The organism is Natrialba asiatica DSM 12278 (assembly GCF_000337555.1).
Lineage (GTDB): Archaea > Halobacteriota > Halobacteria > Halobacteriales > Natrialbaceae > Natrialba > Natrialba asiatica.
In genome coordinates this window covers 117,645-136,330 of the sequence record NZ_AOIO01000034.1, presented here as the reverse complement: position 1 = coordinate 136,330, position 18,686 = coordinate 117,645, and the positions used below count along the sequence as shown (strand labels likewise).

General features: G+C 63.0%; 19 protein-coding genes and 1 pseudogene. 11 read left to right on the top strand and 9 right to left on the bottom strand.

The window, feature by feature from the left end; genetic code table 11:
• Positions 1 to 41 precede the first annotated feature (41 nt).
• The 4 genes from C481_RS15395 (at position 42) to C481_RS22285 (ending at position 2,416) form a co-directional block, all read left to right on the top strand.
• Positions 42 to 389 (top strand): hypothetical protein, encoded by a 348-nt coding sequence (locus C481_RS15395; protein WP_241434693.1) that lies wholly within the window; start codon positions 42 to 44, stop codon positions 387 to 389.
• Between the two features lie 462 nt (positions 390 to 851).
• Positions 852 to 1,343: an SRPBCC domain-containing protein gene (locus C481_RS15390; RefSeq protein ID WP_049904696.1), complete on the top strand. Its 492-nt coding sequence runs from the start codon at positions 852 to 854 to the stop codon at positions 1,341 to 1,343.
• 256 nt (positions 1,344 to 1,599) lie between these two features.
• Positions 1,600 to 2,163, top strand: a complete 564-nt coding sequence (locus tag C481_RS15385; RefSeq protein ID WP_006110201.1) for an NUDIX hydrolase — start codon at positions 1,600 to 1,602, stop codon at positions 2,161 to 2,163.
• A gap of 7 nt (positions 2,164 to 2,170) precedes the next feature.
• Positions 2,171 to 2,416 (top strand): hypothetical protein, encoded by a 246-nt coding sequence (locus C481_RS22285; RefSeq protein ID WP_049904695.1) that lies wholly within the window; start codon positions 2,171 to 2,173, stop codon positions 2,414 to 2,416.
• On the opposite strand, the pseudogene C481_RS21305 reads toward C481_RS22285, so the two are convergent.
• Both C481_RS21305 and C481_RS15375 read right to left on the bottom strand, forming a co-directional pair.
• Positions 2,408 to 2,809, bottom strand: a pseudogene (locus C481_RS21305) (RDD family protein); the annotation flags it as partial. The gene C481_RS22285 and the pseudogene C481_RS21305 overlap by 9 nt on opposite strands.
• Before the next feature lie 41 nt (positions 2,810 to 2,850).
• Positions 2,851 to 4,245: an ABC transporter substrate-binding protein gene (locus tag C481_RS15375; RefSeq protein ID WP_006110199.1), complete on the bottom strand. Its 1,395-nt coding sequence runs from the start codon at positions 4,243 to 4,245 to the stop codon at positions 2,851 to 2,853.
• A 342-nt stretch (positions 4,246 to 4,587) separates the two neighbouring features.
• Between C481_RS15375 and C481_RS15370 the strand changes: the two genes are divergently transcribed.
• The 4 genes from C481_RS15370 to C481_RS15355 all read left to right on the top strand — a co-directional run bounded on the left by C481_RS15370 (position 4,588) and on the right by C481_RS15355 (position 8,159).
• On the top strand, positions 4,588 to 5,532 hold the full coding sequence (locus C481_RS15370; RefSeq protein ID WP_006110198.1) for a carbohydrate ABC transporter permease: 945 nt from the start codon (positions 4,588 to 4,590) through the stop codon (positions 5,530 to 5,532).
• Complete coding sequence (locus C481_RS15365; RefSeq protein ID WP_006110197.1) at positions 5,529 to 6,425, top strand: carbohydrate ABC transporter permease; 897 nt, start codon at positions 5,529 to 5,531, stop codon at positions 6,423 to 6,425. Before C481_RS15370 ends, C481_RS15365 begins: the two co-directional genes overlap by 4 nt.
• A 110-nt stretch (positions 6,426 to 6,535) precedes the next feature.
• Entirely contained in the window at positions 6,536 to 7,627 is a 1,092-nt protein-coding gene (locus C481_RS15360; protein ID WP_006110196.1) for an ABC transporter ATP-binding protein, read from the top strand.
• Between the two features lie 214 nt (positions 7,628 to 7,841).
• Positions 7,842 to 8,159, top strand: coding sequence for a DUF7853 family protein (locus C481_RS15355; protein ID WP_006110195.1), 318 nt, complete (start codon positions 7,842 to 7,844; stop codon positions 8,157 to 8,159).
• A gap of 65 nt (positions 8,160 to 8,224) precedes the next feature.
• Here the strand turns inward: C481_RS15355 and C481_RS15350 are convergent, their stop codons facing one another.
• Complete coding sequence (locus C481_RS15350) at positions 8,225 to 8,551, bottom strand: hypothetical protein (RefSeq protein WP_006110194.1); 327 nt, start codon at positions 8,549 to 8,551, stop codon at positions 8,225 to 8,227.
• A gap of 198 nt (positions 8,552 to 8,749) precedes the next feature.
• Positions 8,750 to 9,790 carry a zinc-binding dehydrogenase gene (locus C481_RS15345; protein ID WP_006110193.1) on the bottom strand — a complete coding sequence of 347 codons (1,041 nt, stop codon included), beginning with the start codon at positions 9,788 to 9,790 and terminating at the stop codon, positions 8,750 to 8,752.
• A 217-nt stretch (positions 9,791 to 10,007) separates the two neighbouring features.
• Between C481_RS15345 and C481_RS15340 the strand changes: the two genes are divergently transcribed.
• Together C481_RS15340 and C481_RS15335 are read left to right on the top strand one after the other, a co-directional pair.
• A complete protein-coding gene (locus C481_RS15340; protein WP_006110192.1) occupies positions 10,008 to 10,727 on the top strand; it encodes a MogA/MoaB family molybdenum cofactor biosynthesis protein in 720 nt (239 codons plus the stop codon).
• On the top strand, positions 10,724 to 11,536 hold the full coding sequence (locus tag C481_RS15335) for a 5-formyltetrahydrofolate cyclo-ligase (RefSeq protein WP_006110191.1): 813 nt from the start codon (positions 10,724 to 10,726) through the stop codon (positions 11,534 to 11,536). Before C481_RS15340 ends, C481_RS15335 begins: the two co-directional genes overlap by 4 nt.
• A gap of 467 nt (positions 11,537 to 12,003) precedes the next feature.
• On the opposite strand, the gene C481_RS15330 is transcribed toward C481_RS15335, so the two are convergent.
• The 4 genes from C481_RS15330 to C481_RS15315 form a co-directional block, all read right to left on the bottom strand.
• On the bottom strand, positions 12,004 to 12,369 hold the full coding sequence (locus C481_RS15330; protein ID WP_006110190.1) for a DUF7126 family protein: 366 nt from the start codon (positions 12,367 to 12,369) through the stop codon (positions 12,004 to 12,006).
• The gene (guaA, locus tag C481_RS15325) at positions 12,366 to 13,283 is read right to left on the bottom strand and encodes a glutamine-hydrolyzing GMP synthase (protein ID WP_006110189.1); all 918 of its coding nucleotides are present in this window, start codon (positions 13,281 to 13,283) and stop codon (positions 12,366 to 12,368) included. Before guaA ends, C481_RS15330 begins: the two co-directional genes overlap by 4 nt.
• Complete coding sequence (gene pyrG, locus C481_RS15320) at positions 13,283 to 14,974, bottom strand: glutamine hydrolyzing CTP synthase (protein WP_049904694.1); 1,692 nt, start codon at positions 14,972 to 14,974, stop codon at positions 13,283 to 13,285. The genes guaA and pyrG overlap by 1 nt, the downstream gene beginning before the upstream one ends.
• Positions 14,975 to 15,136: 162 nt before the next feature.
• Positions 15,137 to 15,487: a hypothetical protein gene (locus C481_RS15315; protein ID WP_006110187.1), complete on the bottom strand. Its 351-nt coding sequence runs from the start codon at positions 15,485 to 15,487 to the stop codon at positions 15,137 to 15,139.
• Positions 15,488 to 15,645: 158 nt separating this feature from the next.
• Between C481_RS15315 and C481_RS15310 the strand changes: the two genes are divergently transcribed.
• Positions 15,646 to 16,659 carry a PH domain-containing protein gene (locus tag C481_RS15310; RefSeq protein WP_049904693.1) on the top strand — a complete coding sequence of 338 codons (1,014 nt, stop codon included), beginning with the start codon at positions 15,646 to 15,648 and terminating at the stop codon, positions 16,657 to 16,659.
• Between the two features lie 95 nt (positions 16,660 to 16,754).
• On the opposite strand, the gene infB is transcribed toward C481_RS15310, so the two are convergent.
• On the bottom strand, positions 16,755 to 18,584 hold the full coding sequence (infB, locus tag C481_RS15305; protein WP_006110185.1) for a translation initiation factor IF-2: 1,830 nt from the start codon (positions 18,582 to 18,584) through the stop codon (positions 16,755 to 16,757).
• Positions 18,585 to 18,686 lie beyond the last annotated feature (102 nt).

The following is an 18,686-nucleotide window of genomic DNA, read 5'->3' as shown; positions in this document are numbered from 1 at the left end:
CTTACAGGCGGTCTCGGGAACGCGCCGAGGTGTTCGACTGCGTGACCGACGACGACGCCGCACGCAACGCGGCTAGCGACGGCACCGGCGAAACGGGCGAGACGGACACCGCCGGCACCGATACCGGCGAGACGGATGGTGACGACGCGGAATCCGTCGGGACGGAAGCCTCCACGACGGAACCCGACAATACGGACCCCGACGATGCGAATCCCGGCGACACGACGGACAGTCCGGAAACCCTGTCCCTCCCGCGCTGTCCCCGCTGTAACACGCCCATCGTCCAGCGGACCATGATCGGGCCGGGCGAAGCCATCGCCGGTCCCTGCGGCTGTCGCGTCGCCCCCCGCGTCGGCACGCGCTCACAATCGGACTCGAACGCCGAGTAAAGTCGAGTAAAGCCGAGTAAGCCGCGGCCACCGCACGCCGAGTTCAGTTCACCTGCACTCGGGTCGCGGCGGCCAGCCGAGTTGGCGGGGGTGTGCGAGCGGATCACCGCGATCCGTCTACCACCACCACCACCATCGAAACCACACCACCATCCAACTCGGCCCGTACCCGCGACACCGACTCCAACGGTGAACTCGTCGCACGCCCGGTCAGACCGTACAGATTCTCGGACCGTAACGATTCTCACGGGCTATCTCTATGCGGTTGGCCCCCGTAGTACGGGTCGTGAACGATTCCATGCCGACCGACAACCGGCAGTACGGAGCGATTGGTCGTCACTACGGCCGACCGGTGAGGGACGGGAACGCAAGAAGAATCGGCCGACGAAACCAAACTGACGGCGCTCTTCGCGTTGACAACGCTGCCGAAATCCCGCCGGTTTCTGGACGAGGTCAGTGGGCATGACGACTCCGGGTGATGAGGGACCAAGTACGCAGGTGACAGTAGTTATCGACGCCCCGCGAGAGGAGGTTTACCGAGCGTTCCTTGACCCCGACGCGGTGGCTATGTGGCTGCCACCAGACGGTATGGACGGTCACGTCCATTCCTTCGATCCGCGGGAGGGCGGCGAGTTCAGGATTTCGCTCACGTACCGGGATCCCCGGAACGATTCGCCGGGGGGAGAGGGTGGGAAGACCGCCGACGATGCGGATACGCACCGCGGGCGGTTCGTCGCGCTGGTGCCCCACGAGAAAATCGTGGAGACCATCGAGTTCGAAACGACGGACCAGCGATTTGCAGGCGAGATGCGAATCATCGTCTCTCTAGAAGAGACGGACGGGAAAACGACAGTCACGTATCGCTGTGAGAACATCCCGCAAGGTATCCGCCCCGAAGACAACGAAGCCGGGAACCGATCGTCCTTACGGAACCTGGCTGAACTCGTCGAGTGAATTACCGGCGCTCGTCCCGAGCAGACGCTGCTCTTTTGTGCGTACACACGCCGTTCTCCTGAATCGCTCGCTCCTCACTCGGCCCGCTCTATCGTTCGCTATCACTAGCGTCTCTCGAAGACTCAGTCGTGAATTTTCCGCGCTACGAGCCACCGATCGTATCCCGACGGTGTAATTCCGACTCGAGTTCATCGATGCCGCTACCGAACGACCAAAAGCCGATACTGGTTTCACGACCCTCTGCAATGATGCAGACATGACTACGCCGCGGGACGACGACTTGCAGCACGAAAACGCCGGCCAGGACGTCATCGCCGTCGACGCCGACGATACCGAACTCGAACTCGTCAACCGACTCGAGGCCCACACCGGTGACGGCATTCGCCACCGGGCGTTTACCGCCCTCGTCTTCGACGACGAAGACAACGTCCTGCTGGCCCAGCGCGCCCCCGACAAACGCCTCTGGGGCACCTACTGGGACGGCACCGTCGCCTCCCATCCCGTCGACGGCCAGAGCCAGACCGACGCCACGCGCCAGCGACTCGAAGAAGAACTCGGCATTACCCCCGACCAGTACGACAACCTGCGCCTGACCGACCGCTTCGAGTACAAACGCTACTTCGAAAACGCCGGCGTCGAGCACGAGGTCTGTGCCGTCCTCAAACTCACCCTTTCCGATCGCGAACTCGAGCCGAACGAGGACGAGGTCGCCGGCCTGCTGTGGGTCCCCTACGAGCGGCTTCACTCGAACCCAGAGTGGTACCGCCAGCTCCGCCTCTGTCCGTGGTTCGAAATCGCGATGCGTCGGGACGTGCGCTGAGATCCGAGTGCAGTTCGCGACACGTAGCCTGGCACGCCTGGGATGTCTCGTTCTCGCGTTCGTGGTTCCCCTCAGCAGTCTCACCAGTCTCAGCGGTACGACGAGGGGTATCGTCGCGAGCCGCCTCACCTGTTCTGTCACCCGCGGGCCGGCGGAGCCGTCCCGAACGGACGACGACGGTGTCGGCCAGCCGATCACCGACGCGCTGGCCGGACGGAGAGACGGCCGACGCAAGGACGCCCACGGCGTATAGTAGGGGTGGCACCCCGAGACCGTCGACGTACCGCAGCAGGTTCCGAACGGCGCTGGCTCTGAGCGTACACGGCTCCCCCTCGGCCGTGGTGACCATCAGCGAGCGGGCGACCTTGCCGGGCGTACGACTGTACCGCCACTCGAAGACGAACGCGTAGGTGAGGTTGACCGGGACGAGTATTCCGAGCGAAATCGCGACCGCGACTGGTCCTTGCGCCTCCAACACCGGCAACACGGAGAGGACGACGTAGCTGATCGGCGCGACGAGCAGCACGTAACAGAGCCCGAGATCGATTCCCGCCGCCAGCGCTCGATCCACCAGGAGCTGTCGCCCTGCGGTCTCCGGGTTCGCCCGTGGCGGCTGGGTACTCGGCCAGAGATCGGGAACCCGCATCGCTTACCCTACCCGGGACTGACACTTGCCGATCACGGGAATCACCAGCCGCCGGTCAGCTCCTTGCCCTCCGCGAGTCGCTCCTCGGCCTGCCCCTTCGCCGTCGCGAGGGCGTCCTCGATGGCTGCATCCCCGACGATAATCTGATTCATCATGTCCGCGTAGTGGTAGCCACTCAGCCCGTACTGCTCCGCCCCCGTCGTCGGACTCTCCTCCGTGTTCTGGCCGTACATCGGGACGATCTCCTCCTGGATCTGCCGATTGAGTTCGAGATGCTCCGGCCACGCCTGGAAGTACTCGAGGTTCGCGTAGGCATCCGACGCGACCACGTCGTCGTAGGCCGGCAACAGCCGCATCGGCTCCTGCTCGAACAGCGACGCCGTCCGCTCGATCGAGTCCGCGTACAGCCACTCGATGAACTCGACCGCGCCCGCGGGATTGTTGCCGCCCTCGAACACCATGTAGCCGTTGCCCGTCGGCAGCGTCATGTACGACTCCTCCAGCGGAATGTCGTTTCGCGGCAGCGGCGCAACCGCCGTATTCTCCGCGATGTGATCGATGCCCTCGGCCGCGGCGACACCCGCCGCCCAGCCGTTGACGTGGTACATCTGACCGACTCGACCCTGCACCCACTGTTCGAGGGATGTCCCCCAGTTCAGGCCCGACGGATCCGGCGAGTACTGCGCGAGTTCAGTGAGATAGTCGAGCGCTTCGATGGCTTCGTCTTCGGGTACCCAGACCTCGACGTCGCCGTCCGCCGTCCGGTGGGTGTCGACGCCGTTCTGGTAGAGGAACATCCAGAACAGTTCGCGACTCTGGCCGACGACGCCCGCCGGGGTCGCGAAGCCGCGGGCGGTATCGAACTCGTCGGAATCGTCGATGGTTTCGGCGTTGTCGACGAGTTCGTCCCAGGTTTCGGGGACGTCGAGTCCGAGGGCGTCGTAGATGTCCTCGCGGTAGACGAGGACGTTGGTGTAGCCGCCGTGGGAGACGTGGAAGGTGTCGCCCTGGCTGACGACGCCTTCCTCGTCCTCGAAGGTCTCGACGTTGATGTCGCCGTTTACGTCCTCGACGGCTTCGAGGGTGTCAGTCATGGGCTGGAGCATTCCCTGGGCCCAGATGTCGGCGGCGGTGTAGAACGTTTCGACGTGGATATCGGGCGGGTCGTTGGCCTGGATCAGGTTCATCAGGCGCTCTTCGCTGTCGCCCTGAAATCCTGCGTACTCCGGGTTGACGGTGTGGTCCGTTTCGTCCTCGAACGCCGGAATGAGATCGTCTTCCCACCGATTCTGCCAAGTTTCCGTGCTGTAGTCGGTGTAGAAGTGAATCCCGTCGTCGTTGCCGCTCCCCCCGAGACAGCCCGCGAGTGCTGCTGCGGTGCTCGCTCCTGTTGCTCCCAGTAGTCGTCGCCGCGAGTAACGGTGTTCTCTACTCACGTGGTGTGATACCAAGTTACAATACATTACTCTTTGGGTTAGCAGAGTAATGAATAACGGGCCGTACCGCTAACGAGCAAGTTATTTAGAGAGAATTGCTAAAACGACGGTTAGAATGAACGTGGTTCTAGGAACCGGTGGTAGAGTTCGAATCGGAACCGATAGGCAGTACCACGAAATCGGTGTGCGAATCGCTACTTACCAGTCTTTCCGTTGACTATAAGATTGTTACCAGTGGTTCCCTTTCTACTTTAATTCACTACCACAAATTGGGACGAATTAGGAAACTGTGAGCAACCCGTCGAAGCGTTTAATAGCAGATGGGGAGATGGGTGGTAACACATGGCAAGTGAAACGGTCGAGTCGACAGCCACTACCGACCGCCGATCCGTGCGGGGGCGGCTTGGCCTCGATGGGGAAGCGCTCCGGGGCTGGGCAACGGTCGCTCCGGTGATTCTGTTGTACCTGTTCGTGGCCGTCACGCCGGTCGCGTTCGCGATCTACGCGTCGCTGTTCGAGGTTCCGCTCTTGAACCCGAACTGGACGTTTACGGGGCTCTCGAACTACGTCGAGGTGCTGACGATGAACTCGTTCTGGTCGTCACTGTGGCTCGGCGCGCTGTTTATGATCGGCAGTACCGTCGTCCAGTTGCTCGTCGGACTCTGGATTGCGCTCGTCCTGAACCAGCTCGATCGCGGCCAGCGGTTTCTGACCGCCGTCGCGTTCACCGCGTATCTCGTCCCAACTGTGATCGTCGTCCTCGTCGCGCTGTTCATGTTCGACGTCGAGGTCGGCGTGCTCCACATCGCCGGCTCGACTCTCGGGCTGTGGGGTGAACGCACCTTCGCGCTTGGCGACCAGACGTGGGCGATGCCGCTGGTCGTCCTCGTCGGTTCGTGGAAGTTTTCGATCTTCGTCACGATCTTCACGCTCGCGCAGTTGCGTGCGATTCCCGATCGATTCTACGAGGCCGCCAAGATCTGTGGCGCGTCCCGCTGGGAGATGTTCCGCGACATCACGCTTCCGCGGATCACCGGCGTCCTCCTGATCGCCGTGCTCTTGCGCGCGGTCTTCATGTTCAACAAGTTCGACATCATCTGGATGCTAACGGAGGGCGGCCCGGCCGGCGCGACGACGACGTTGCCGATCCTCGCCTACCGAACCGCCTTCCTGCACAACGACTACGGCGTCGCGAACGCGATGGCGGTGGTCATGTTCGTCTTCCTCGCGATCGGGGCCTACTGCTACTTCCGGGCGTTCGACCCGACCGCGGAGGTGAACACATGAGCACACCGACGGAGACGGAGACACCGTCAGAAACAGAGACAGAGGGCGGGACGCAACTCTCCTACGAGACGCGCGACCGCCTCTACCACCTCGCGCTGTACGGCAGCGCCGCGTTGTTCTCGGCCGTCATCCTGTTCCCGATCTACTGGATGATCCAGAACGCCTTCACCGACAGTCAGACCGTCATTACCGAGTTCAGCTGGCTGCCCTCGCCCGAGACGGTAACGCTCGATAACTTCGGCGTGCTGGCCGCCGGTGCAGTGCCGAGGTACGTCATCAATACGATCGTCGTCACCGCCGGGACGATCGCCGTGGTCGTCGGGATTTCGCTCGTCGCAGGGTACGGCATGGCGCGGTTCCGATTCCGGTACAAGGAGTCGTTCGCGCAGTTCCTGTTGCTCGGCTACATGTTCAGTCCGATCGTGCTCGGCCTGCCACTGTATCTCATCTGGTCCGAGATCGGACTGTTGAACGCCCAGATCGGCCTCGTTATCGCGCTCTCGTCCATCTCGATGCCCTTCGCGGTCTGGCTCATGTGGAAGTACATCCAGACCATTCCGGAGTCGATGGAGGAAAGCGCCTGGATCGCCGGGGCCTCGCGCTGGCGAACGTTCTGGGACGTGGTCGTCCCGCAGACGAAACCCGCGATCGTCGCCTGTGCGCTGTTCGCGTTCGCGATCGCGTGGAACGACTTCACGTTCGCCCAGATCCTGCTGCCGAGCCAGGAATCGACCACGTTCGCGCCGGGCATCATGCGACTCATCGATCAGGGCGGCTACACCTCCTGGGGTGACATCATGGCCGTGTCGCTCCTGATGACCGTCCCGCCGCTACTGTTCGCGTACTTCCTGCAGGAGTACCTGCTGAAGGGCTTCGAAGTTCGCACGCGGTAACGACCGTCGCCCGTTCGAGATCGAATTCACACGATACACGACGCAAAACGCACACACAACAGATCACACCGCCACGCGCAACACGCAACACACCATCCACCACCGATACAATGACCGTCCACATCGACAACATGACCCGGGTGTTCGACTCTCCGAACGCCGATCGCATCGTCGCCGTCGACGAACTCTCGCTGACCATCGAAGACGGCGAGTTCCTCACGCTCGTCGGCCCCTCCGGCTGTGGCAAGACCACGACGCTTCGCTGCGTCGCCGGCCTCGACACGCCGACCGCCGGCACCATCCGCGTCGACGACCGCGACGTAACCGAACTCCCACCGCAGCAACGCGATGTCGCCTTACTCTTTCAAGACATCGCGCTCTACCCGCACATGAGCGTCCGTAAGAACATGGAATACGGCCTCAAAATCGCCGGCGTTCCCGAAGACGAACGCCGCGAACACGTCGCGGAGGCCGCGGCCCTCCTCCAGATCGGCGACCAACTCGACAAGATGCCCGCCTCGCTCTCGGGCGGCCAGCAACAGCGTGTTGCACTCGGCCGGTCACTCGTTCGGGACCCTTCCGTGTTCCTCTTCGACGAACCGATGAGCGATCTGGACGCCAAACTCAAGCGCGAACTCCGACCGGTCGTCCAGCGGATCACCGACGAAATCGGCTGTCCCGTTCTCTACGTCACCCACGACCAGGAGGAGGCGATGACGATGTCCGACCGGATCGCCATTATGGACGACGGTGAGCTCCAGCAAGCCGGCTCGCCGAAGAACGTCTACTCCGAACCCACTAACGACTTCGTCGGCGAGTTCATCGGCCAGCCGGCGATGGAGTTCTTCGACGCCCGCGTCGAATCGGCAAACGGCACCGCAGCCGTCTCCCTCGGCGAACACACCGTCTCGCTCCCCGCGACCGCCGCCGAACTCGAGGGGTACGTCGACGGTCCGGTTCGCGTCGGCGTTCGGCCCCAGCAGATCGGTATCGGAGATCCAGCCGAGGGAATCGAGGCCGAGCACGTTCTCGACGAACCGCTGGGAGACGAAACGCACAGCATCTTCGAGACCGAGTTCGGCGACGTGACCGTCGTCACGCACGCGGACTTCGACGGCGACGCCGAGACCGACTACGGGCTGGTCCTCGATGAATCGGCGACGCAGTTGTTCGATCCGGACTCCGGTGTCAGGATCCATTAACCTTCAAGAACTCTCACTGGACCGGTCGTTTTGCACGCACGCTGCGCTCGGAGCTCGTCGTGCCGTTTCACTGGGGTGGTTTCGGTATCCGTTCGCTCTGTCACCGTCAGTGCCACCGGCTACACTAACTGATATATGATATCATGTGACAAACTTTATGAGCGCATCTATCGTAGTGTCGGGTGAGGATCGACGAAATCGATCCAGTATCGCAATGAGTACCCCACCATCGGAAACCGAACGCCACGAGGTCACGCTCTCCAGAGAGGAAGAATGGGTCGTCCACCATTCACTGGTGGCACGCGTCGATGAGGCCCTCGATGAGGACGCGTCACCACCATCGCAGATCCTCACGCTGGTCGAACTGGTCGAATCCAACGACAACACCGGTCGGTTCACCCAGTCACAGCTCCAACGACTCAGTACACTCCTGACCGACTATCTCGACCGTGAGGAAACGCCGTCCCGGGATGTCGAGTTCGGCCGCTCGGTGATCGATGAACTCGACGGGGTACTCGAGACACAGGAGTAGCGCCGGTCGCCGGTGCTGATCGCCGTTTTTCATCGACGCATCTGAAACCAGTCCAAGCGGCCACGTCAGGGGCGCGTCGTCGCCCACACTGCCGTCAGCGCGAGCAACGCCGCCGGTAGTAGCGGCAGGATCAACAGCGCCACGAAGTAGTTCAGATGCGGCGGCCACAGCAAAATCGACAGCGGCGCGACGACGAACGCGAGCACGATCGCCCCCACGAGAATCCACCCGCGCCAGTCGAACTCGCGCTCGGCCGTCGCCGGATGACGCGGCGCGTCGGTCCACTCCCCGTCGGAGTCAGCCTCGGCGGTTTCAGTCTCTGCCCCACGGTCGTCCGGCCCGTTGAACGCCGTAGGGTCGTGAACGTAGCCGTCGTCGTCGCTCGAGGTCACGAGTGTCGGTTTCGACTCCGTGATGAAAGCACTCCCGGTTCGTGATTTCGCAGCCTCGAGTTCACACCGAATTGTTCTGCTCGGTGCTGTTCGTGTCGCTGTGTTGGGTACCGGCTCATGCGGATTGCTGTCAGTCGTTTTTGGCGCAACCGCGCCCTTACCTGGAGTTGCACCGCGAAATCGGTACCGGAGACGGCCTCAGAGTTCACTATCCGGCCGGACGACGACCTTGCCGAACCCTTCGCGGCCTTCGATGATCTCGTGTGCGCGGGCGGTTTCGCTCATCGGCAGCACTTCTCGAACCGCGGGGGTGAAGGTGCCGTCCCAGACGAGTTCCATCACGTCGTCGACCTGGCCGGGGGTTCCCATCGTCGAGCCGATGATCTGGAGTTGATTCCAGAAGATGCGCGGAATGTCGGTTTCGGGATTGCCGCCGGCGGTGCCTCCGCAGGTGACGAGGCGGCCGTTCTTCGCGAGGCTCTTGATCGAATCGCGCCAGGTGCCGGCCCCGATGTAGTCGACGACGACGTCGACGCCGCGGTTGCCGGTCTCGCTGCGGACCCACTCCGCGAAGTTCTGTTGCTCGTAGTTGACCACGTGATCAGCGCCGTGTTCGCGGGCGTAGTCGAGTTTGTCCTCGGTGCTGCCGGTGGCGTACACCTCCGCGCCCGCGTAGTCCGCAATCTGAAGGGCGGCGTGACCGACGCCGCCGCTGGCTCCGAGGACGAGCACTTTCTCGCCGGCCTCGATATCCGCGCGGTCGATCAGCAGCCGCCAGGCGGTCTGGAAGACGAGCGACGACGCGCCGGCGGTGATCCAGTCGACGTGTTCCGGAACCGGGATCAGGTTGTCCGCGGGAACCGCGGCGTACTCCGAGTGGACGCCGGTGACGTGTTCGCCCAGCAGGTGGAAGTTGACACACAGCGTCGGGTCGCCGCTGCGACAGAATTCACAGTCGCCGCAGTTGACGCCCGCCGTGACCGCGACGCGGTCGCCCGGGTCGAATCGCGTAACGTCTTTCCCGGTGGCTTCGACGACGCCTGCGGCGTCACTACCGGGGACGTGTGGCAGTTCGAGGTCGAGCGTCGGCAGCCCGCGGCGAACCCACACGTCGAGGTGGTTGAGCGCCCCGGCTTTCACGTCGACGAGCACCTCGTCGCGGCCGATTTCGGGGTCGGGATACTCGCCGTACTCGATGACGTCCGTCCCGCCGTGTGCCGTGATTTTGACTGCCTGCATACACACAGGTTGGCCCAAACACCAGCATAACAGTTGTGACTACGTTCAGTAGCGCCGGTATCACGGCGAGGACACAGAACTCGTCGACTGCTTCGAGTTGTGCCAGCGGACTGTCGAACCAGTCGGTGACGCAAGCGATAGCCACTACCGACGACTGTCTGGATCGCCCCGATAGCCGAGCGACTAGCGTTTTACCCACCGGCGGTCAAGTCGGCGTATGAACGAGTCGACCGAACCGGACCCGGACACAGCAGCCGGCGGCGCTGAAACAGCCGCTGAACCGAGTTCTCGAGAACACGCCGAACCACTCGGCGTGGGGATGGTCACGATTGCCGACGATCGAACGCTCGAATCCGATCCCGCCGGTGAGGTTCTCAGCGACGAGTTCACCCAGGCGGGTCACGAGATTTCGATGCGTGAGCACGTGACCCATGATCACGACAGCGTCCAATCGATCGTCTCGCGCGTGATCGACCGCGACGACGTCGATGTCGTGGTGACCGCGGGCGGAACGAGTGTCGAGCCCAGCGATCGGACGATCGAGGCGGTGACGCCGCTTCTCGAGAAGCGACTGGAGACGTTTCCCGAACTGCTGACGACGATCCTCTACGAGGCAAACGGTACTCGCGCGCTCGCAGCCCGAACCACCGCCGGCGTAACCGACGGCCGACCGGTTTTCTGCCTGCCTGGAAACGCCAACGCGGCGCGGCTTGCAGCCACGGAACTCATCGTTCCCGAGTGTCGCCATCTCGTCGAACTCGCTCGCTCGGAGGAGTCGGCGGGCGAGTCGACCGACGCCGAGGTCGGAAACGGAAACGGAAACGAAGTCGAGAACGAGAACGAAGACGTGGACGGGGGCACGGACGAAAGCACGGGAGACGGAGAGAGAACGGGCGAGGACGAAAGCGCCGAGGAGATCGACGGTGATATTCAATGACGGACCGGGACACGCTCTCGAAAGAAGCCGTCCGCGAGCGCGTCTGGGACGACCTGGAAGACAGCGGCGTCGCCCGGTTCCCGTTTCCGCCGCACGGTCGCATTCCCAACTTCGAAAACGCGACGGACGCTGCCACGCGCCTGGCCGCCCAGCCCGAGTGGCAGGCAGCGACGACGATCAAGGCAAACCCCGACGCGCCGCAGTTGCCGGTCCGTCGCCGAGCCCTCCGGGACGGTAAAACGGTCTACATGGCCGTCCCCCGACTTCGCGACGAACAGTGCTTCCTGAAACTCGATCCCGACGAACTCGAGGACTACGACGCGGCCACCACCGTCTCCGGCTCTGCCGACCACGGTGAACAGGTCGGTCCAGCGGCCGTCGACGAAATCGACCTGATCGTCTCCGGAAGCGTCGCCGTCTGCATCGACCCCGCGCCCGTCTCCAACGAGGATTCCGGCAGCGTAGACGGCGGTCGAATCGGAAAGGGTGAAGGCTACAGCGATCTCGAGTTCGCAATTCTCGCCGAACTCGAACTCGTCGACGAGGAGACGCCCGTCGCGACGACGGTTCACGAACGCCAACTCCTCGCCGGTGACGACGCTGCAGCGATCAGCTTCGACGAACACGACGTGCCGATGGATCTGGTCGTTACGCCGGAGCGAGTGAGACGACCAGCAGGGCAGGAAGGCGAGAACGAAGCCGAAAACGGAACTCGTGCTGAAAGGCCGTACGGTATCGATTGGAGTTTGCTCTCCGCCGAGCGGCGCGAAGCGATGCCGGTCCTCGATCGACTGTCAGAACAGCGCTAAGGGCGGTACTCGGCGTTCACTCGCGGTCTATTGGGACTGGTCGACAGTTTAGCCGAGAACGAATCCTGAAGGACTCGGGACGAAAGACGCCCCGAGTACAGGTGCCAGAGCCGCAGTTGCCCGCGGGCTGGTGCAGTTCCCACGGGACAGCGATTGCGGTGTGGCAATGGTGGGGGAAGGGTGCTGTGGTGGGATTGCTGGAAGTCACGGGAGTCGTGGGTGCCTCGGGTGAGGTGTACCCGTCGACCTCCACCTGTGCCTATTGGAGGGATCTACTTGAACCGGGGTGATGGTCCACTGCTCTTGTCCCGGATTTCCCGAGTTTAACCCGGATTTAATCGACTAATACGACCAGTAGAACCGTTTAGAGGGAGTGTATCCGTTCTCGGTGGTCAGTTTGGCGGCAGCGTACTCGTGGGTGGCAGAAATTGCCGGAATAACCGCTGCAGGGCCGCAGGGTGCCCCACCTATTCGGCGAGTTCATCCGCGACGACGTCGGGCGACATGAGGCGGGGGTCGATCGCGAGGTCGAGTTGTCCCTTGACGAACTCGGGGACGGTCCGACGGGCGTAAGTAACGGTCCGCAGGTCGTCGGTAAGATCGTAGACGATCGGAATCGTCGTCGCCTGATCGATGTCGGTCAGGACGTAGAGATCGGTTTCGACGATACCGGCGTCCTCCAATTGCGGGCGCGAGATGACGCCGCCGAGTCGGGTGACGGTGACGCCTTCGGCTTCGAGCGCGTCGGCGAGACCGTCCTCATCGGGACCGGCGACGATTGCGTGCAGGTCTGTCTCTGTCTCTGTATCGCTGTCTGTGTTTGTGTCGCTCATTCGTACTCGATCGTTGCCGGTGGCTTGTGGGTTACGTCGTAGACGACGCGCGCCACGTTGTCGTTCTGGCCGGTGATCCGGGACTGGATGCGCTGGAGGGTCTCCCAGTCGATCTCCTGTGCGCGGGCGGTCATTCCGTCACGTGATTCGACCGAACGGACGGAGACGACCCAGCCGTGAACGCGGTTGTCGCCCTTGACACCCGTGGCTTTGCCGATCACGGCGGCCAGCGCTTGCCACGGATCGTATTCCTCGAGTTCGTCTTCGACGACGTGACAGGCGTGGCGTGCGACCTCGAGTTTTTCGTCGGTGACTTCGCCGATGACCCGCACTGCGAGGCCGGGGCCGGGGAACGGCATCCGTTCGGCGACGACCTCCTCCAGGTCGAGGTGGCGGGCAACGTCGCGAACCTCGTCTTTGTAGAGGTCCCGAACGGGTTCGACGATGCCGTCGAAGTCGACGACGTCGGGGAGCCCGCCGACGTTGTGGTGGGATTTGATGCCGCCCTCGCTTTCGATGCGGTCGGGGTAGATCGTCCCCTGGACGAGGTAGTCGGCATCGGACTCCGTTGCCTCGCGTTCGAACTCGCGGATGAACTGCTCGCCGATGATTTCGCGCTTTGCTTCGGGATCCGTCACGCCGGCGAGCGCGTCGAGAAAGCGGTCTTTCGCGTCGACGATCCGCAGGGAGTCCATGTAGTCGAACGTGTCGCGGATGCCGGCGGTTTCGCCCTTGCGCATCAGGCCGGTGTCGACGTAGACGGGTGTGAGTTGGTCGCCGATAGCCTCGTAAGCCAGGGCCGCAGCGACGGAGGAGTCGACGCCGCCGGAGAGGGCGATGACGGCATTTGCGTTGCCGATTTCGGCCCGGATTTCGTCGATCGCGTCTGGAACGAACGTTTCAGTGTCTACCATCAGTGGGTTACCTCTGTTTCGGTGTCGGTTTCGCCGTCCGTTTCGGTGGCGGCGTCCGTGGCGCTGGTTGTACTGCCGTCGGTGACCGCCTCGACCAATCCGAGGAACGGTGGACTCGGCTGGCCCGGACGGGACGTGTACTCGGGATGGAACTGCGTTCCGAGGAAGTACGGATGGCCCTCGAGTTCGAGGATCTCCATCCGGTTGCCCGCGGTCCCGGAGAAGGTCAGCGGTTCGGCCGCAAACTGCTCGAAGTATTCGGGGTTGACCTCGTAGCGGTGGCGGTGGCGCTCGGAACAGGACGTGTCACCGTAGAGGTCGTAGGCGAGCGTTTCGGGTTCGATGACGGTCGTGTGTTCGCCGAGTCGCATCGTTCCGCCCATGTCCTCGACTTCGTACTGCTCGGGGAGGATGTCGATGACGGGGTTGGGCGTGTCCTCGTCCATCTCGGCGGAGTGAGCGTCCTCGAGTCCCAAGACGTTGCGGGCGTACTCGACGACGGCCATCTGGAAGCCGAGACAGAGTCCGAGGAAGGGGACGTCGTTCTCGCGGGCGTATCGAACCGCCTCGATCTTGCCTTCCGTCCCGCGCATCCCGAAGCCGCCGGGGACGATGACGCCGTCGACGTCCTCGAGTTGGTCGTCGTAGCCGTCGGCCATTCCGTCGGCGTGGACCCAGTGGACGTTCACGTCGACGCCGAGTTCGAAGCCGGCGTGTTTCAGCGATTCGTGGATCGACATGTAGGCGTCTTCAAGGTCGTACTTGCCGACCAGCGCGATGTCGACGGTGCCCGATTTCTCGGTCGTGACGATATCGCGCCACTCGTTGGCTCGTTCGCCCTCCGGCAGCGCCTCGTCGGCGAGGCCGAATCGCTCGAGGACGTACTGGTCGAGTCCCTCGTCTTCGACCATCAGCGGGACGTGGTAGACGTCCTCGACGTCGGGATTCGAGAACACGGCGTCGGTCGGAATGTCGCAGAACAGCGCGATTTTCTCCTTGGTCTCGGGATCGAGCTTGTCCTCGCAGCGGCCGACGATCACGTCGGGCTGGAGGCCGATCGAGCGGACCTCTTTGACCGAGTGCTGGGTCGGCTTGGTCTTCTGTTCGCCGTTTTTCGAGTAGGGGACGAGGGTAACGTGTGTAAAGAGGATGTCTTCCTCGTCTTCCTCGTGGGCGAACTGGCGCAGGGCCTCGAGATAGGGCATGCCCTCGATGTCTCCGACCGTCCCGCCGACCTCGACGATACAGACGTCGTGTCCCGCGGCGGCCTCGCGAATGCGGCGTTTGATGTCGTCGGTGATGTGCGGGATGATCTGGACCGTCTTCCCGAGGTAGTCGCCGGCGCGTTCCTTTTCGATGACGTGTTTGTAGGTCTTCCCGGTGGTGATGTTGTGGTCCGAGGTCATGTCGACATCGAGGAATCGCTCGTAGTTCCCCAGGTCGAGGTCGACCTCGCCGCCATCCTCCAAGACGTACACCTCTCCGTGCTGGTAGGGGTTCATCGTCCCCGCATCGACGTTCAGGTACGGGTCGATCTTGACGGCGGTAACGTCGAACCCGGCGTTTTTGAGAAGTCGGCCGGTGCTCGCGGCCGTAATTCCCTTTCCGAGTCCCGACATCACACCGCCGGTGACGAAGATGAACTTGTTCCCCAGGGAGGGGTCATAATGAGTGTCCGGTTCCGTCGGCATACCGAGTGTCCGCGTGAGCGGTTGAAAACGATTTCGGAGGGGATCGGAAACGACAGTAGCTACCATACGCCGATAGCGTCCCCGATCGGATTCGACGATGACCGCCCGTTTACCTTCCCGCGATTGATCGACTGCCTGCACGCCCGTCTGCTTGCGGCCCGACTAGGGGTTTTCGTCTTGCACTTCGACGATCGCAGCGTGTTCGAGCGTTTCGATGCCGCTGTCCAGACGAAGTTGAACCGTTCCCCCGGGAAGGGTACTATCGTCCTCCTCAGTCGGATCGTCCGGCACGGAGACGGCGGTAACGCCGTCGATCGTAACGGAGCGGCGCTGGATCGGGTCGCCCCTGAACTCGATGGTATCCCAGGTTTCAAGCTCGAAATCGTCGATATCCGCCCCGAAGTAGTCCTCCGAATCCGGATTGACCGTGTCCTCGGTCTGGGACTCGCCTGTCGTCCGATTATCATCGAACTGAACCTCCTCGTGTTTGTACTGGCGACAGTGGACGAGCATGGATAACACTACCCGCAGTATCCATATAATGATTCTAGTGGAACTCGCAACCCGACCGTGTTACTATAGCACTTGCGGGGATCGACGGGATCAGAGAAACGTCGCAGCGAGAGCATCCAAAGCGTATTTTACGATAGGGATGCGTGGAGTACCTATTAGTGACAGCTCACGAACGACGGGCGACCCTCGAGATTAGCGACCCAGATATCAGCTTTCAGGCCGGCTTCGGGTTCTACCTCGGGGTCGCCGTCACGGGAATCGCGGCGGCCGTGGGAACCGCGGCCGGGGCAGCGACGGCGACGCTGCTCGGTATCCTGCCCAGCGTGGTCACCTGCGTGGCGATTCTCGGGCACATCCTCGCGAAACGAGCCTACGGCCTTCCCGAGCGGATCGGCCGCAGCCGGTGGCGACGACTTGCCTGCTATCTTCCGGCAGTCGCGCTCACAGCGCTCGTCGCCGCTCCGGCCGTCGTCGCAGTCGATCTCTCCGCTCGATTCCAGCTCGTCGTGGGCGTTTTCGCGCTGCTGACCGCCGTCTCGGCGTACGGCCTCGATCGGATGAGCCGCAATCGCTACGTCGCGGCGCTCACGCCCGAGGAGTCGGCCGCGAACTGGGAGTATCATCCGGCCGGCATCAGCCCCGGCGAGTGCATCTTCGTCGCAATCATGGGTCTGGTGGTCGTCTTCGGACTGATCAGCGCGGCGGCGGGCAACGGACAGGGGCTGATCTGGGCGTTCTACGGCATCCTGATCTTCCTCACCTCCCACCGCGGCCCGGGAAGTTGGAACGAACTCGATCCCGGCGACCGGTGGAACCCGCCCGAACTGCGCGCCCACGAGGCCGGCCTCGTCCACAAACGCCCGTTCGCGCGGAAGTTCATCCCCTGGAACGCCATCACCGACGTTCGGCTGACCGACGACGAACTCGTCCTCGAACGACGGTGGTTCGGCCGATTCACCTCCCGGTGGCTCGACGTTCGCTGCGATCGGGAGGCGATCGAGCCCGATGCCGAATCGCTTCGGGATGCACTCGATCGCGTTCGACGGCCCGAAACGAACCAGCTGCGCGACGGGCGAGCCGCCGATGGCGGCGCGTCGGTTCCCGAGCGTTCGACCGCGACCGAGACGACGGCAGATCCCGACGCGGCAGCTGAACTCGAGACGCCCGAGTGACCGCTACTCAAGTGTTATTTTAGGAGGATCGGATCGCCGTCAGCGACGCCACACCGCCGGCGTTCGGTGCGAAGAACTATCGCGCTAGCCGTCGCTTACTTGCCCCAGAACGGATCTCGGCTGCGCTGTTTGTCGAGGTACATGTTCAGCGCCTCGAGTTCGTCGCCGGGGATTTCGCTCGCAAGTTCCTGTTCTAAGATTTTGGCGTGTTTTTCGGGGATTTCTGCCCAGAGTTCGTCGTCTTCCTCGATCTGGCGGCCGACGGTAGGGCCGTCGATGGCGACGGAGACGCGGTTGCCGGCGCGGGCTTCGTCGACGTCTTCGCCTTGCTCTTGAATCCCCTTGACTTGCCCGACGCGCTCGGGTTCGGAGCCGTCGAATTTCACGATATTAGTGTTGTTTTGGACGGTTCCGGAGTTCACCTCGACGCCGACGACGGCGGGATCGTTCTGGCGGAAGGTGTGGTCGGGAAGGATGCGAAAGCGGGCGGGGCGGACGATGTTGTCGAGGATGGTGTCTTGCTGGGCGCGTTCGAGTTCGTCGACGTGCTCCTCGTACTCGTCGATGAGTTGATAGATGACTTCGTCCGTAAAGATCGTCACGTCTTCGGTTTCGGCGCGCTGATCGGCGTCGGAGAGCGTCTCGACGTTGAATCCGAGGATGGCCTGCTGTTTCGGGTCGTCGGCGGTCGAAGCGACTGACACGTCTCGGGGGGCAACGTCGCCGACTTCGGCGCGAACGATCGGTACTTCGGCCTCGTCAAGCGCGTCGGCCATCGCCTCGAGACTGCCGAGGGTGTCGGCTTTGACGACGACGCCCTCTTCGGCGGTGTCGACGGCGATGTCTGCGAGTTCGGCTTCAACCTCTTGGATAACCTCGTCGAGTTCGCGGTCGCGGACGACGCGGACGGGTGCGCCGGCCATCGCGTCTTCGAGTTCGGGGGCCGCGATCTTGATCCCCGAGGCGGCCGAGATTTCGTCGACTTTTTCGAACCGGCTTTCGGTGCGGATTTCGGCGAGCGGGCGCGGCTGGAGCAGGGCGCGTACGTCGGTGACGATGGGTTCGTTCATGCCACCGACGACGAGCTGATCGTCGGCCCTGATCGTGCCGTCGTAGAGGACGGTGTCGATGGTCGTCCCGAAGCCTTTCTCTTCTTTGACTTCGAGAACGGTACCGACGCCGGGGCCGGTGACGTCGATCTCCATCTCCTCTTTCATATAGCGCTGCGAGAGCCCCATCATAACGGTGAGGAGGTCGGGAACGCCCTCACCGGTCATCGCCGAGACGGGGACGACGCCGACGTTGCGCTGGAAGTTCTGCACCCGCCAGTAGAGGTCGGCGGAGAAGCCCTCGTCCGAGAGGTTGCCGATGATCTCGTAGAGGCTTTCGTCGAGGCGCGAACTGACGCGGTCGGTCTGGGCCTCGTAGGTCGCGTTGATCGGCGAGTCCTCGGTTGCGTTCCAGCCGGGAACGGTGTCGATCTTGTTCGCCGCGACGATAAACGGCGTCTCCGAACGCTTGAGGATGTCGAGCGCCTCGAGCGTCTGGGGCTGGAAGCCGTCGTTGACGTCGACGACGAGGATGGCGATGTCAGCCAGCGCGCCGCCGCGAGAACGAAGCGTCGTAAAGGAGTGATGTCCCGGCGTGTCGATGAACAGGAGGCCGGGGAGATCGAAGTCATCGGGGTCGACGAGGTCGCCCGCGATCGAGGAGATCACGTCGAGCGGAACGGCCGTCGCGCCGATGTGCTGGGTGATCGCCCCTGCTTCACCCTCGATGACCGCCGAGCCGCGGATCTTATCGAGGAGACTCGTCTTCCCGTGATCGACGTGTCCGAGGACGGCGACGATCGGCGTTCTGAGAGATGTGGAGTTGCGTGCGCCCGCGTCTGCGTCTGTGTCCGTGTCCGTATCGGTATCCGACATGATGAACCACCAGAGAAGCTCTTGCCTAGAGAATCCGGAGGGCGGTAGTTAAACCCATCGTCACGCCCCGCAGCCGAGTGCAGAAGTGTGGTCCTCACGACG

Excerpts from the sequence above, each read along its gene's own strand:
- C481_RS15315 (WP_006110187.1), bottom strand. The coding sequence starts at position 15,487 with ATGCTCGTCCACTGTCGCCAGTACAAACACGAGGAGGTTCAGTTCGAT.
- C481_RS15355 (WP_006110195.1), top strand. The coding sequence starts at position 7,842 with ATGAGTACCCCACCATCGGAAACCGAACGCCACGAGGTCACGCTCTCC.
- C481_RS15340 (WP_006110192.1), top strand. The coding sequence starts at position 10,008 with ATGAACGAGTCGACCGAACCGGACCCGGACACAGCAGCCGGCGGCGCT.
- C481_RS15390 (WP_049904696.1), top strand. The coding sequence starts at position 852 with ATGACGACTCCGGGTGATGAGGGACCAAGTACGCAGGTGACAGTAGTT.
- C481_RS15335 (WP_006110191.1), top strand. The coding sequence starts at position 10,724 with ATGACGGACCGGGACACGCTCTCGAAAGAAGCCGTCCGCGAGCGCGTC.
- C481_RS15385 (WP_006110201.1), top strand. The coding sequence starts at position 1,600 with ATGACTACGCCGCGGGACGACGACTTGCAGCACGAAAACGCCGGCCAG.
- C481_RS15330 (WP_006110190.1), bottom strand. The coding sequence starts at position 12,369 with ATGAGCGACACAAACACAGACAGCGATACAGAGACAGAGACAGACCTG.
- pyrG (WP_049904694.1), bottom strand. The coding sequence starts at position 14,974 with ATGCCGACGGAACCGGACACTCATTATGACCCCTCCCTGGGGAACAAG.
- C481_RS15360 (WP_006110196.1), top strand. The coding sequence starts at position 6,536 with ATGACCGTCCACATCGACAACATGACCCGGGTGTTCGACTCTCCGAAC.
- C481_RS15365 (WP_006110197.1), top strand. The coding sequence starts at position 5,529 with ATGAGCACACCGACGGAGACGGAGACACCGTCAGAAACAGAGACAGAG.
- C481_RS15345 (WP_006110193.1), bottom strand. The coding sequence starts at position 9,790 with ATGCAGGCAGTCAAAATCACGGCACACGGCGGGACGGACGTCATCGAG.
- infB (WP_006110185.1), bottom strand. The coding sequence starts at position 18,584 with ATGTCGGATACCGATACGGACACGGACACAGACGCAGACGCGGGCGCA.
- C481_RS15370 (WP_006110198.1), top strand. The coding sequence starts at position 4,588 with ATGGCAAGTGAAACGGTCGAGTCGACAGCCACTACCGACCGCCGATCC.
- guaA (WP_006110189.1), bottom strand. The coding sequence starts at position 13,283 with ATGGTAGACACTGAAACGTTCGTTCCAGACGCGATCGACGAAATCCGG.